The 12465-nt window shown below is 66.8% G+C and carries 12 protein-coding genes and 4 pseudogenes; 7 read left to right on the plus strand and 9 right to left on the minus strand.

Features of this window, described 5'->3' with window-relative positions:
* The first annotated feature begins 43 nt into the window (after positions 1 to 43).
* The gene (locus DY245_RS30655) at positions 44 to 370 is read left to right on the plus strand and encodes an NUDIX hydrolase (protein WP_128510462.1); all 327 of its coding nucleotides are present in this window, start codon (positions 44 to 46) and stop codon (positions 368 to 370) included.
* A 24-nt stretch (positions 371 to 394) separates the two neighbouring features.
* Here the strand turns inward: DY245_RS30655 and DY245_RS30660 are convergent.
* A pseudogene (locus DY245_RS30660) lies at positions 395 to 568 on the minus strand (IS5/IS1182 family transposase); the annotation flags it as partial.
* Positions 569 to 572: 4 nt separating this feature from the next.
* Between DY245_RS30660 and DY245_RS30665 the strand changes: the two are divergent.
* A pseudogene (locus DY245_RS30665) lies at positions 573 to 692 on the plus strand (IS5/IS1182 family transposase); the annotation flags it as partial.
* A 263-nt stretch (positions 693 to 955) separates the two neighbouring features.
* The gene (locus DY245_RS30670) at positions 956 to 2197 is read left to right on the plus strand and encodes a glycosyltransferase (protein WP_128510479.1); all 1242 of its coding nucleotides are present in this window, start codon (positions 956 to 958) and stop codon (positions 2195 to 2197) included.
* On the opposite strand, the gene DY245_RS44800 is transcribed toward DY245_RS30670, so the two are convergent.
* Positions 2166 to 2384, minus strand: a complete 219-nt coding sequence (locus DY245_RS44800) for an alpha/beta fold hydrolase family protein (RefSeq protein ID WP_181923949.1) — start codon at positions 2382 to 2384, stop codon at positions 2166 to 2168. The genes DY245_RS30670 and DY245_RS44800 overlap by 32 nt on opposite strands.
* Before the next feature lie 24 nt (positions 2385 to 2408).
* Here DY245_RS44800 and DY245_RS30680 point away from each other — a divergent pair.
* Positions 2409 to 2642, plus strand: a pseudogene (locus DY245_RS30680) (transposase); the annotation flags it as partial.
* Positions 2643 to 2783: 141 nt separating this feature from the next.
* Here DY245_RS30680 and DY245_RS30685 read toward each other — a convergent pair.
* Together DY245_RS30685 and DY245_RS30690 are read right to left on the minus strand one after the other, a co-directional pair.
* Positions 2784 to 4016, minus strand: a complete 1233-nt coding sequence (locus DY245_RS30685) for an IS701 family transposase (RefSeq protein WP_128510480.1) — start codon at positions 4014 to 4016, stop codon at positions 2784 to 2786.
* A gap of 88 nt (positions 4017 to 4104) precedes the next feature.
* Positions 4105 to 4656, minus strand: a complete 552-nt coding sequence (locus DY245_RS30690; RefSeq protein ID WP_128510463.1) for a GNAT family N-acetyltransferase — start codon at positions 4654 to 4656, stop codon at positions 4105 to 4107.
* Between the two features lie 90 nt (positions 4657 to 4746).
* Here DY245_RS30690 and DY245_RS46995 point away from each other — a divergent pair.
* Positions 4747 to 4905 (plus strand): annotated as a pseudogene (locus DY245_RS46995) (IS5/IS1182 family transposase); the annotation flags it as partial.
* A gap of 297 nt (positions 4906 to 5202) precedes the next feature.
* On the opposite strand, the gene DY245_RS30700 reads toward DY245_RS46995, so the two are convergent.
* Positions 5203 to 6189 carry an LLM class flavin-dependent oxidoreductase gene (locus DY245_RS30700; protein ID WP_128510464.1) on the minus strand — a complete coding sequence of 329 codons (987 nt, stop codon included), beginning with the start codon at positions 6187 to 6189 and terminating at the stop codon, positions 5203 to 5205.
* Positions 6190 to 6520: 331 nt separating this feature from the next.
* Positions 6521 to 7249 (minus strand): glucose 1-dehydrogenase, encoded by a 729-nt coding sequence (locus DY245_RS30705; RefSeq protein ID WP_128510465.1) that lies wholly within the window; start codon positions 7247 to 7249, stop codon positions 6521 to 6523.
* 498 nt (positions 7250 to 7747) lie between these two features.
* Here DY245_RS30705 and DY245_RS30710 point away from each other — a divergent pair, with 498 nt between their 5' ends.
* Together DY245_RS30710 and DY245_RS30715 are read left to right on the plus strand one after the other, a co-directional pair.
* Positions 7748 to 8725: an alpha/beta fold hydrolase gene (locus tag DY245_RS30710; protein ID WP_181923950.1), complete on the plus strand. Its 978-nt coding sequence runs from the start codon at positions 7748 to 7750 to the stop codon at positions 8723 to 8725.
* 161 nt (positions 8726 to 8886) lie between these two features.
* Entirely contained in the window at positions 8887 to 9801 is a 915-nt protein-coding gene (locus DY245_RS30715) for an NmrA family NAD(P)-binding protein (RefSeq protein ID WP_128510466.1), read from the plus strand.
* Between the two features lie 609 nt (positions 9802 to 10410).
* Here the strand turns inward: DY245_RS30715 and DY245_RS30720 are convergent.
* The 3 genes from DY245_RS30720 to DY245_RS30730 form a co-directional block, all read right to left on the minus strand.
* Positions 10411 to 11157: an SDR family NAD(P)-dependent oxidoreductase gene (locus tag DY245_RS30720; RefSeq protein WP_128510467.1), complete on the minus strand. Its 747-nt coding sequence runs from the start codon at positions 11155 to 11157 to the stop codon at positions 10411 to 10413.
* A gap of 87 nt (positions 11158 to 11244) precedes the next feature.
* Positions 11245 to 11589, minus strand: coding sequence for a VOC family protein (locus tag DY245_RS30725; RefSeq protein WP_128510468.1), 345 nt, complete (start codon positions 11587 to 11589; stop codon positions 11245 to 11247).
* Between the two features lie 28 nt (positions 11590 to 11617).
* Complete coding sequence (locus DY245_RS30730) at positions 11618 to 12361, minus strand: SDR family NAD(P)-dependent oxidoreductase (protein ID WP_128510469.1); 744 nt, start codon at positions 12359 to 12361, stop codon at positions 11618 to 11620.
* Positions 12362 to 12465: the final 104 nt, after the last annotated feature.

Consider the following 12465-nt stretch of genomic DNA (forward strand, 5'->3'; position numbering starts at 1 on the left):
TCCAGGCTGGTAGTCACACACGAGCCAACGGGCGCCCTTCACCATGGTCGCGGCCAGCACAGACATCGGACTCACTCATCTAGCCCTCGGCTCACCGATCGCGGAGACATCAGGACATGCCGATCTCGGCTGGGCTGAAGGGCTCTTCCAGGACGTCTTCTTTCACTACCAAGTCACGACCCACCAGATCGAGATCGGCGGCCAGGAGGAGCACGAGCACAAGTACCTCGCGGGGCACCGCTGGTGGACGGTGGATGAACTGGCCTCCAGCCGCGAGACCATCTACCCGCTCAACCTGGCCGACCTGGTAGCCGAGCTGCTCGCCGGGCGCCTTCCGGCTGTGCCCCTCCAACTCCCCTGGCACCACTGACAAACGAAGATCTGTCGCGTTCCCTCATGGTCGGAGCCACAGCCGGATCGCGGCGACGGTGACAATGCCAGTGACAGTGCTATGAAAGACATCGGCCCTCTTGTCAGATCGCATGGCCACAGCGCGGGATGCCTTGAGCGCATCGATCGTTCGCTCTGCCTCCTTCCTGCGGCGATAGACCTGCTTGCCGAAACCGGTGGACTGGGTTGTGGAGCGGGCGTTCGCTCACCTGCACTGGTTCCGCCGCCTGCAGATCCGTTGAGAGAGACGCGACGACATCCACGAAGCGTTCCTCACCCTCGGATGCACGCTGATCTGCTGGCGACGCCTGAACTCACTGCGCCAGGAGTCCTTGAGACGGCGTGTGATGCATGGGAGATCCTCCTGGGCCGACGGTACCGCCGTACGCGGCGCGCCGCCGTTTCACGAGGAGGTTATCCGTCCACTGCGGACGATAAAGGGAAAGGGGGAGCACTCACTCCTTTCCACGCTCAATGTATAGCGCACCGGGGGGCTTGCGGCAAGGCCCGGGGCGTGCCGCAGAATCTCCGGCTGAGGCAAGATCTTCGGAAGTGGGAGTACGAAATGCGTGTGTTGTTGGCGGCCTATGATTCGCGCGGGGGCGTCGAGCCGCTGGTGGGACTCGCGGTGCGGTTGCGGGAACTCGGCGCGGAGGTGCGGGTGTGTGCGCCGCCGGACGAGGAGTTCGCGAAGCGGCTGGCCGAGGTCGGCGTGGAGATGGTGCCGACCGGCCAGTCGGTGCGCGAGTTGGTGACCGGGAAGACGCCGCCGTCGGCGGCAGACGTGCCCCGGCGCGCGGCAGATTTGGTCGCCGCGTTTTATGACAAGGTCACCGTGGCGGCCGAGGGGTGTGATGTGCTGCTGGCGACCGGCCTCGTGCCGGCCGCGGCCGGCGTGAAGTCGGTCGCCGAGAAACTGGGCATCCGCTACGTGTACGCGAGTTACCAGCCGGTCAGCCTGCCGTCGCCGCACCACCCGCCGATGCCGCGGCCGGGCCGGCCGCTCCCATCGGACGTGACCGACAACCGAGTGCTGTGGGACCGGGACGCCCAGGACGCGCAGGCGGTGTTCGGCGAGGCGATCAATACCCACCGGGTGTCGATCGGCCTGCCGCCATTGGACAACGTCCGCGACCACGTCTTCACCGACCAGCCGTGGCTGGCCACGGACCCGGTCCTGGCCCCGTGGCAGGAGCCGGCGGACCTCGACGTGGTGCAGACCGGCGCGTGGGTCCTGCCGGACGAACGCCCGCTCCCCGCCGAGTTGGTGGCGTTCCTGGATGCCGGCACTCCACCGGTGTATGTGGGCTTCGGCAGCATTCCCATGCGCGATCCGAAGGACGTCGCCCGGGTGGTCATCGAGGCGATCCGTGCGCAGGGCCGCCGCGCAGTCATCTCCCGCGGCTGGGCCGACCTGGCCCTGATCGACGACCAGGACGACTGCTTCGTCGTCGGCGAGGTCAACCATCAGGCACTGTTTCGCCGGGTGGCCGCCGTCGTGCACCACGGCGGCGCGGGCACGACGACGACGGCCACCTGGGCCGGCGCGCCTCAGGTGGTGGTACCCCAGGGGGCGGACCAGCCATATTTCGCCAGCCGGGTGGCCGACCTGGGCATCGGCGCGGCACACGACGGTCCGACTCCGACCACCGAGTCCCTGTCAGCCGCGCTCAAGACGGCCCTGACCCCCGAGACCCACGCACGAGCAACCGCCGTGGCCGACACGTTCCGCACCGACGGGGCGACGGTGGCCGCGAAACTGCTGCTCGACGCCGTCAGCCAAGAAAGGCCGCCCATGTCCGCGTGAACCACGCGGGATCGTCGAGCCAGGGACAGTGCCCGGCGCCGGGCTGCACCGCCAACTTGGCATGCCCGAAGAAATCGGCATACTCCGCGGAGTTCCACGGCAGCAGCCCGACGTCGTACGCACCGGCGAGCAACAGCACCGGCCTCCAGGATCGTTCTGTTAGGAGTTCCAACAAAATGATCTTCAAGGTGGTGGGATCACTCCGGGACTCATGATCCGGGGGTCTGGGTGGCTCGGGAAGCCATGGGAAGTCGACGACGAGCTGTGGGTGGTGATCGATCCACTGCTGCCCAAGGTCGAGCGTCGGGCCCGGCACCCCGGGCGCAAGCGGCATCCTGACCGGCTGGTGTTCCAGGGCATCCTGTGCGTACTGCACACCGGGATCGCCTGGGAACACCTGCCACAGGAACTCGGCTTCGGCTCGGGCACGACCTGCCGGCGCCGCCCGGACGTGGTGCTGGGCGACCGCGGCTATGACCACGACAAGTACCCCGCCTGGTCTGGGATCTCGGTGTGGAGCCGCTGATCGCCCGCCGGGGCACCGAGCACGGCTCCGGACTAGTACTCCAGTCGTAGATCGTGATCTTCATGTCTGATTCGCGGCCTGTCGGCGGTAATGGCTGGCCCTGGCTCGGGCCTGATGGCGGCGTCGCCAGGCGGACCAGCCGAGCCGGTGAGCCACGTCGCACATGGGCCGGACGAATGCTGTGAACAGCCGCTGGATCTCGTTGCAGGTGAGCGGGATCAGTCCGTCCGGGGCGGGATGGCGGGCGTGTTCGTCAGCACGGACGACAGCGAGGAAGGCGTGAGCGAGCATGGCCAGGGTGACCCAGCGGGACCACGAGGTGAAGCGGCGGACTTGGTGTTCGTCCAGTCCGGCCAGGCCCTTTCCTGCCTGGAAAGTCTCCTCCACCCGCCATCTCGACCCGGCGACGCGCACCAGCGTGGCCAGCGGCACCGGGGCCGGCGACCAGCAGCGGTAGTAGGCCAGTTCACTGGTGGTGCGGTTGCGGCGGATCAGCAGCTGGTGGCTGCCGGATCGGGGTTCGGCCAGGTCGATGACGGCCCAGTCGTAGAAACGGTGCCCCTTGGCGCCAGCTCCGGCCGACAGCTTCTGCCAGGCCCACTTGGGGACCTTCGCGGCCAGGGCGTCCGCGCGGAACTTCCCCGCGCTGGTGGCGACTTCATGGGAACAGGCGACGGCGAGCACGTAGCCGACCCCGCGCGCTTCCAGCGCGGCCCGCAGCTTCGGGTTGCCGCCGTAGACCTCGTCGCCTGCGACCCAGCTCACGCGGTGCCCGGCGTCCAGGAACCGACCGATCATGCGGATGGCCAGCTCCGGTTTGGTGGCGAAGACGGTCTGGTCGCCGAGTCCGGCGGCCCGGCAGCGGTCCGGGTCGGTGGTCCACGAGCGCGGTACGTACAGCTCGCGGTCCACCGTCGCGTGCCCGCGTCTGCCCGCGTAGACGAGGTAGACCGCGACCTGGGAGTTCTCGATTCTGCCCGCCGTGCCGGTGTACTGACGCTGGACCCCGACGGTGCGGGTGCCCTTCTTCAGGTCTCCGGTTTCGTCGACCACCAGGACTGCGTCGTCGTGCAGGTGCTCCACCGCATACTCCCGCACATCATCGCGCACGGCGTCGGCGTCCCATGTGGCCCGGCCGATCAGGTGCTGCATGCTGTCCGGGCTGGTCTCCCCGGCCCACTCCGCGATCGTCCAGCAGTTTTTGCGCGGCAGGTCCGACAGCAGCCCGAGCACGAAGTCCTTCACCCGGCGCCGGGGCTCGACCCGCGCGAACCGGCCCGCTGTCCGGCCCATCAGGCCCTCGAACGCCTCCTGCCAGCAGGCAGGGTCTACGCTGTGACCAGCGGCCACCGCAAGATCGTTAGTCTTCACGCACCAATGATCAGCGGTGGCCGCGGCCTTCCCGCAGCCGGTCCTCAGGCAAGATCGCGCTGTACGGCTGGATCACCAGGTCGCGCTGATACCAGGTGCCTGGCTCACCGCTGAGGTGGGCAGGGTCGGCCGGGCCGACAGAGACGAACCCTGCTTTGGCCAGCACCTTCTGAGACGCGGCATTCTGGCGGGCCGTGGCTGCCCGCAGCATGCGCAGCCCGTGCTGGGCCGCCCCCAGCTGGCACAGCTCCCGGACGGTCGCGGTCGCGACGCCGCGGCCGGCGATGTGCTGCGCGACCCGGTAGCCGAGATCCGCAGTGTGGTCCTCGATGTCGACCAGATTGAACCTGCCGAGTACCGAGCCGTCCTCGGCGACGAGCACGTAGAAGGCGCAGATTCCGGCCTCCTGCTCAGTCAGCAAGGCGTTGTACCGGTCGGCGAACTGGTCGAAGAAGTCGTCGCCGCGGTCCGGGACCGAGGCAGCGAAGTAGGCGCGGTTCGCCAGCTCGAAGGCCAGGACCGCCGGGGCATGGCCAGCATGCAGCGGCTTCAGCTTGGGCATTGCCCGACCTTACCCAGATGGTCCGCTGAGGCCACCTGGTTTTGCAGACAGCTCCAAGACCAGGGCACATAACGATCTACGACTGGAGTATTAGGCACACAACACTGGGTCGTGGAGCGAGCATTCGCCCACCGGCTCTGGTTCCGCCGCCTGGGGATCCGCTGGGAGAGACGCGACGACATCCACGAAGCCTTCCTCACCTTCGGATGCGCGCTGAACTGCTGGCGACGCCTGAACTCATTCCGATAGGAGTTTTTAGCCTCGATCCACCGGTCAATAGTCGGTCCAGGGGCTGAACATGAAGACACGTATGCCCAGTGAACTGGAACGACGGGGCTTCCTACGGTTCCACATACGCAGATCGAGAAAGCATCCGCGAGATGCCATCTTCCCAAGCTTCTTCCGCGATCTCCGTCGGGTTCGGCGAGCCGAACCTGGTGGGGATGCGGGGCCGCTGCGGGCAGTGCGTCTGGCACGGCGTGCGCGGCTGCCGCAAAATCACCGTAAGCGCGATCACCCCCTGCCCCGCAACGACCGGCAATTCACCTATACGTCGCGGGCGATGGCGATGAAGTGTTCGAGTTCGCCGGGGATGTCTGGGCCGGTGGGCTGGTAGACGATTTCGGTGATGCCGTCTCGTGCGTAGGCGCTGAGCTGGTGGCGGATACGGTCGGGGGTTCCGGTGACGGTGGTGGAGGTGATTGCCTGCCAGCTTCCTCCGTTCCAGGCGGCGTTGTCCGCTGCGTTGAGGTCGGTGAGGTGCTGATCGTGTACGGCGAGGTGGCGTTCGGTGCGGGGGTGGGCGGTGACGGCGTCGAGCCAGGCTTGCCCACCGGGCAGGGTGGTGGGGTCGCCGCCGAATTCGTAGGCGGCATGATAGGCCAGTGCGTTACCGGGGCCGGCGGCGGCGCGGACGCGGGGGGAGTCGAGTGGTTCGTCCTCGCTCAGGACGGTGCCGTGGATGCCTAGGGCGGCCCAGGTGAATTCGTGGGCGTGGGCGGTTTCGCCATTGACGCTGAAGAGGCCGTCAGCGATCTCGTGGGTGACAGCGAGACCTTTGGGGCCGAGAGCGGATACCAGTGCAGGGATGTCGATGGGTCGCTGCGGTGCGTTCGCGCCGGGATGCATCATGCGCATGGGGGCGCCGTCCCATTCCACGGTGTCACCGCGCAGTAGACCGCGTACCGTCCGGACGTACGCGCTGAGGTAGGACCAGGTGGCCGGGGGTGCGCCGAGGGCGCGCGTGCCGTTGAACCCGGTGCCGAAGGCGAGGGCCACTCGGCCGGGTGCGAGAGCGGCGAGGGTGGCGGCGCCGGAGGCGTTGACCATCGGATGGCGCAGCGTCGGGACGAGGACACCGGGGGCGAGGCCGATGCGGTGGGTGCGTTCGGCGGCCAGCGCAAGCATCGCCCAGACATCGGGGCTTTGGGCGGGGGTGTCGTGGAGCCAGGCGCGGTGGTAGCCCAACTGCTCGGCGATGGCGATGTGTTCGGGAGAGTGCAGAGATGTGGCGAAATGGCAGGACACGTCCATCGGTCAGGCTCCTTGGAGAGAAGCGAATCCCCACCTCCCAGACTTACGCCCGGGTCTCTGAGCTGGGCGGGAACTCGACGGTCACGAAAACACTGTGGCTGTGGCAGATTCCGCGGACGCCCACGGCAACCCGTACGTGTTCGGGGCCGGTTGTGGCACTTCACGATCGACGGTCTCGAGCGGTCCACCGGCGGCGGCCACCGGCGCGACTCGATAGGCACTCGCCTGTATCCCTCTCTTGGGGAGCGGGTCTGATCTGGAAGCTCTACGCCGGCATGTGGTCGCGACGGGCCCCGAACTGAACAACACTGTCAGATGCGCCGTTGTGGTATTAGATTTGCGCTCGGCCGCCATCAACGAACAGTTCGATTCCTGTGACGAAGCTGGAGTCATCCGAGGCCAGAAAAAGCGCCGCCTTGGCAACTTCGTCGGGCTCCCCCATACGGCCCATCGGAATAGTGGACGCAATCTTCGCGATGGCTTCTTGAGGTTGCACAGCCACAAGCGGCGTTTCGATCGGGCCAGGGCTGAGGACGTTGCACCGGATGCGGCGATCCTTCAGCTCCACCGTCCACCCTCGGACGAAATTTCGGATGGCAGCCTTACTCGCACCGTAGACCGAGAACGCGGGGGTTCCTTTGACGCTCGCAACGGAGCCCGCGAGAATGATGGAGGCGCCATCATTCAATAGCGGCAGGGCCTTTTGCACCGTGAAGAGCGCCCCCTTCACGTTGATGTTGAAGATTTTGTCGAAGTGCTCTTCCGTGACGTCTTCCAACGAGGCGAACTCGCCTAGACCGGCGTTGGCGAAAACGATATCGATTCGCCCCTTTGCCTTGACGGTCTCGTAGAGGCGGTCAAGGTCTGCCAGTTCGGCGACGTCACCCTGAACGCCGGATACGTTGCCACCGATTGCCTTCACGCCTTCATCGAGTTCTTTCTGGCGGCGGCCCGTGATGAAGACATAAGCACCCTCTCTGACGAAGAGCTTCGCTGTGGCCAGTCCGATCCCCGCGGTGCCGCCGGTGATGACCGCCACCTTTCCCTGCAACTTACCCATAGTCGCTACTCCCGAAATTCTCAAGTATGACTGGTCGGATGGTTCGAGTTCATCCCGGATGCTGCGAACATCTTAGTTCGGGGAGATCAGTTCGAGCCGATATTCCCACGCCCAATGGCGAATTAGAGCGCCGAGCGGCGGTCCTGTGCCCAGGCCCTAAGAACACCTCAGGTGGGCCCATGTTCACGGATCGCGATGGCCGATGGCTCAGGGCTGGTGGCGACCTGATCCAGTGAGTGACTCCCCCCGAGGCGAACGGAAGTTCGCGCAGTGGCACGGTTTCTGCGACGGAAAGCCAGTCGAGCCAGCGTTCTGCGCACGCCGCTGGACGGTCGTCGGAATACACACAGCTCACGACGTAGGTTTTGGAAACCTGCTGACTCTGGCATTCACCCCCATAGCCCACTTTTGTGACCCGGCTGGAGTGCGTGGCCGCGCCTGCCGGTGCGGAGGGGTGAACACTCAGGTGCCGTAGGTCTCACGGAAGGCGAGAACCACATGGCAGCATTTCCGGTCCCCGGCTCACGGCGCCGAATACGTCGCACACACGTCATCGCGGCCGGGTGCACCATGGCCCTGTGCACGTCCGTGGCAGCCCCTGCCGCCACGGACGGCGGCACGACCACGACCAAACCCACCATCGTGCTGGTGCACGGGGCGTTCGCGGACGCCTCCAGCTGGAACGGGGTCGTCGAGCGGCTCGAACGCCGCGGCTACACCGTCATCGCCCCCGCCAACCCGCTACGCGGGCTGTACAACGACTCCACCTACATCGCCTCCGTGCTGGACAGCATCAAGGGTCCGATCGTGCTGGTGGGCCACTCGTACGGCGGCGCCCTGATCAGCTCGGCCGCCGCCGGCAACCCCCGGGTGAAGTCCCTGGTGTACGTATCGGCACTGATGCCCGACGTGGGCGAGAGCGGCATGTCCCTGGCCGCCAGGTTCCCCAGCGAACTCGGCACCGCCACGAAGTCCGTTCCCTACCGGGCCGGCGGCGGCGCCGGCGGGACCGACCTCTACCTCAAGCCCGACAGGCTCCACCAGGTCTTCGCCGCCGACCTGCCGGAGAGCACCACGAGGGTCCTGGCGGTGACCCAACGACCCGCGGCAACGACCGCGTTCTCGGAGAAGGCCAAGGCGGCCGCCTGGAAACACATCCCATCGTGGTTCCTCATCGCGAAACAGGACAGGACCATCAACCCCGACCAGGAACGCTTCGAGGCGAAGCGCGCGGGTTCACACACGGTGGAAATCGACTCCTCCCACGTGGCCATGATCTCCCACCCCGAAGCGGTCACCGACCTCGTCCTCCAAGCCGCCACGGCAGCCGAATCCGCCCGGCCCTCGCTACCCGCCACGGGATCTACCCACGACGCCCGAGCCGAGACCGCACTCACCGGCATCACCGCCGCCTCGTTGATCGCGGGCGCAGGAGCCGTCCTCCTGGGCCGCCGACTGCGACGCCCCGCGCCCTGACGGCGCTCCAGGGCGGCGTTCCCTCCTGCGCCACCGACGACCGTAAAAGGCGTACGGCCGGCTTCGATGGAGTTTTCCACCGCACACACCACCGAAGCCATCACGGGACCACTCCACAGCCACCTCGGTGATTGCTGTCGTATGAGGCCAAGGAGAGACAGATGCGGAACGCAAACGTCCCGCGGGCGCTGGTCCTCGGGGCCACCGGCCGCACTGGAGCGGCAGTCGTGAGGACGCTGGAGGCGACAGCCGGCCAAGCAGTTCCGGTGCGTGCTTCACGCAGCAAGGCGACCGTGGAGCAGTGGAACGAGGAGGGGAAGGAAGCGGTCCGCATCGATCTCGATGACCCCGACACCTTCCCCGGCGCGCTGGAGGGCATCGACCGGGTATTCCTGATGACCGGATACACCTCGGCGATGAACCACCAGACCAAGACGCTGGTGGACGCCGCCGAGGACGCCGGCGTCGGCTTCCTGGTGCACCTGGGCGTGTTCAGCGACGGGCGGTCCACCGACCCGCACTTCGCGTGGCACGAACTGGTGGAGCGCTATATCGCGGGCTCCACGCTGGCCTGGGCGAATGTGCATCCGCACGTGTTCATGGAGAACCTGCTGGGCATCAACCGGCTGCGCGACGGCCAGATGGTGTGGCCGATGGGCGACAAGCGGGTCGGTTGGATCGCCAACGACGACATCGCGGCGGTCGTGGCCAAGGTCCTGGCCGAAGGCCCCAAGACGCATGCGGGTAAGGATTACTACCTGTCCGCCGATCTCCTCGACGGCGCTGAGGTGGCCGAGGTCCTCTCCGCCGCCCTCGGGCGGGAGATCCCCGCGCTGGTCCTGACCCCGGACGATCTGCAGCGCATGATCGATGCAGGGCTGAACACCGCGCCCGCCAACATGGACGCCGCGTACGCTGCCAGCACGCTGATTTGGGCGCGACAGACCTACGAGGGCCGGATGGACTACTCCGCGGTCACCACCAGCACGGTCCAGGACCTGCTCGGCCGAGAGCCCATCCATCTCGATTCGTGGGCCACCACGCACCGTCAGGAACTGCTCGATCAACTGTCCTGACAGTTGCGGCAGAGCGCGTGCCGGACGAAGGCATACGGGCTGCCGTCCAGGGTCGCGTCGGAGCCGTAAGCGAACTGGCCCTTTCGCCCTACCCACACTGTTCGCCGCGCCCGGTTTCGAACTCGCCCCATCGCCACAGCGGACATCCGTGCCGCCTTGAATAACGTCAAGTTCGGCGATCTCGACAGCAAACTCACCCGCTGAGCCGAGCACGAACACCACGAGGGTCACCAAGCGCTGCTCTTACGCCTGCCCGCCGCCGGAATGCGTGGCCCGGGCCCGCACCAGCTGAGGCACGATCGAGCCGTCGCAGCAGCACTGGCAGCAGCGGCGCGGATATGGCCGCCATGAGGCCGGGGGTCGTCATCGTGCCTGCGGTTCCCTCGGAGACGTTGAGGTCACGGTGAATGGTGCTGAGCAGGCCGAGAGGCAGGAATTCGTTGGTGACCAGATGGAAACTGCGGGCCGCCACGGCGAACACGGCAAGTGAGGAGCGCACGTTGCTGGAACGCCTCCTGTGCGCGAAGTCATGGGTAGGCCGATCGGCCTATCTGTTCCACTCACGACCGGGTCAACCGGGCGCGGAGCGAACGTCCGTGCCCGGAAAGGTCAGTTGGCGGTGTGACCGCCGTCGACGCTGAGGATATGCCCGGTGATGAATGAAGCCTCGTCCGATGCAAGGAAAACGATCGCGTCGGCAAGCTCCTTCGGGAGGCCGAGGCGACCCAACGGAACATCCGCCACCAGAGCCGCCTTGTTCTCCGGTATGCCGGTAAAACGGGTCAGCATGCCGGTGTCTGTAGGACCAGGCGCTACGCCGTTCACGCGGATTCCAGACTTGGCGAGCTCGAGCGCCACGGACTTGGTGATGCCTTCGACGGCATGCTTGCTGCCGACATAGAGGGAGGCTCCCGCGGCACCCTCGTGCCCGTAGGTCGAGGAGATGTTGATGATTGTTCCGCTGCCCTGTCCTTGCATGACGCGCACTTCGTGCTTCATGCTCAGGATCACGCCGAGAACATTCGTGTCGAACGTCGCGGCATAGGTTTCCGCGGTCTGGTCCGTGATCGGGCCGACCTTGCCTTCGGTGCCGGCATTGTTCACCGCGACATCGAGACGGCCGAACCGTGCGACGGTCTGGTCGACCAGAGCGCGGATGTCATCCTCCTTGCGGACGTCCGCGTTGATGAACTCGGCCTCGGAGCCGAAAGAGCGCAGCTCCTCGGCGAGCGCCTTGCCGGCCTCATCGCGCCGACCGGCAACGACCACCTTCGCGCCCTTCTTGGCGAAGGCGACGGCGGTGGCGCGGCCGATCCCGCTGAGCGCTCCGGTGATCAGAATGACGGGCTTGTTCATTTCAACTCCTGTGCGTGTGTGCCGGGCGACCTGGTCGCGAAAGCGTTCGCTCGGGCCCGGTGCGTACTCCACGGCCTCGTTCCGTTCTCATCCGGCGATGAGATCGAACTCGTTGCCTTCGGGGTCGGCGAACGTCGTCCAGCGAGCGGAGCCTTGGGGGACGTCGCGGATCCGGGAGGCGCCGAGCGCGATCAGCCGCTGGGACTCGGCCTCGAAGGCGGGACTGATGAGGTCGAGGTGCAGCCGGTTTTTCACCGACTTCGGCACGGGGACCTGGTGGAAGCTCAGCCGCGGGGTGGCGCCGTCCGGGTCGAGTGTGGCGAATTCGGGGCTCGCGCCTGGGGCGACGTCCTGTCTGAGGTCCTCGGCCCAGAAGTGGGCGAGTTTCTCGGCGTCGGCGGCGACGCTCACGCCGTACACGGTGTTGCTCATGAGGGTTGTCCTCTTGGAGCAGGCAGGTTCAGATGGCGGTGCGGCCGCCGTCGACGGCGATGGTCGCGCCGGTGATGTAGCCGGCCTTCGGCGAGACGAGGAATGCGACGGCCTCAGCGATCTCGGCGGGCTCGGCAGCGCGCTTCATCGCGGTGGTCTCGGCGAGCGTGTCGAACAGGTCGCGGGCCTCGGGCCGGGTGTAGACCGGGCCGGGGGCGACGGTGTTGAAGCGGACGCCGCGGCTGCTGTACTCGGCCGTCCAGGCTTGCGTCAGCGACGCCAGCGCGGCCTTGGTCGCTCCGTACGCGGCGCCGGTGGCCAGGCCGAGGCTGCCGGCCATGCTGCCCATGTTGATCACTGCGCCCGATCCCTTCGCCGCCATCGCCGGGGCGAACGCGGCGACGAGGAAGAACGCTGCGCGGACATTGCTTGCGAACATCGCGTCGTACTCGGAGACCTTCATCTCCTCGGTCGGCGCCCAGACGGCTTGTCCGGCGTTGTTGACCAGGACGTCGACTTCGCCGGCCTCGGCGGCGAGCCGGTCGATGCCGGCCGCGTCCTCAAGGTCCGCCTCGACGAACCGGGCGTGGCCGCCGGCGGTGGTGATCTCGTTGACGGTCTCGGCGCCGCGCTGGGCATTGCGGCCGGCCACGACGACAGATATTCCATCGGCAGCGAGCCGCTTGGCGACCGCCCGGCCGATGCCGGACGTAGCCCCGGTGACCAGGGCAGTAATGGGGTGCAGGTCGAGGTTTTCGTGCTCCACAGACATGGGATGCACCTTTCCGAATTATTATCCAGACCTGTCTGTCTGGCAACATCTCCAATCTAGACAGACCTGTCTGGATGTGTCAATGGGAAGGCGCGACCAATTGA

Source organism: Streptomyces inhibens, assembly GCF_003389455.1.
Classification (GTDB): domain Bacteria; phylum Actinomycetota; class Actinomycetes; order Streptomycetales; family Streptomycetaceae; genus Streptomyces; species Streptomyces inhibens.

Excerpts from the sequence above, each read along its gene's own strand:
- DY245_RS30655 (WP_128510462.1), top strand. The coding sequence starts at position 44 with ATGGTCGCGGCCAGCACAGACATCGGACTCACTCATCTAGCCCTCGGC.
- DY245_RS30670 (WP_128510479.1), top strand. The coding sequence starts at position 956 with ATGCGTGTGTTGTTGGCGGCCTATGATTCGCGCGGGGGCGTCGAGCCG.
- DY245_RS30685 (WP_128510480.1), bottom strand. The coding sequence starts at position 4,016 with ATGGGCCGGACAGCGGGCCGGTTCGCGCGGGTCGAGCCCCGGCGCCGG.
- DY245_RS30690 (WP_128510463.1), bottom strand. The coding sequence starts at position 4,656 with ATGCCCAAGCTGAAGCCGCTGCATGCTGGCCATGCCCCGGCGGTCCTG.
- DY245_RS30700 (WP_128510464.1), bottom strand. The coding sequence starts at position 6,189 with ATGGACGTGTCCTGCCATTTCGCCACATCTCTGCACTCTCCCGAACAC.
- DY245_RS30705 (WP_128510465.1), bottom strand. The coding sequence starts at position 7,249 with ATGGGTAAGTTGCAGGGAAAGGTGGCGGTCATCACCGGCGGCACCGCG.
- DY245_RS30710 (WP_181923950.1), top strand. The coding sequence starts at position 7,748 with ATGGCAGCATTTCCGGTCCCCGGCTCACGGCGCCGAATACGTCGCACA.
- DY245_RS30715 (WP_128510466.1), top strand. The coding sequence starts at position 8,887 with ATGCGGAACGCAAACGTCCCGCGGGCGCTGGTCCTCGGGGCCACCGGC.
- DY245_RS30720 (WP_128510467.1), bottom strand. The coding sequence starts at position 11,157 with ATGAACAAGCCCGTCATTCTGATCACCGGAGCGCTCAGCGGGATCGGC.
- DY245_RS30725 (WP_128510468.1), bottom strand. The coding sequence starts at position 11,589 with ATGAGCAACACCGTGTACGGCGTGAGCGTCGCCGCCGACGCCGAGAAA.
- DY245_RS30730 (WP_128510469.1), bottom strand. The coding sequence starts at position 12,361 with ATGTCTGTGGAGCACGAAAACCTCGACCTGCACCCCATTACTGCCCTG.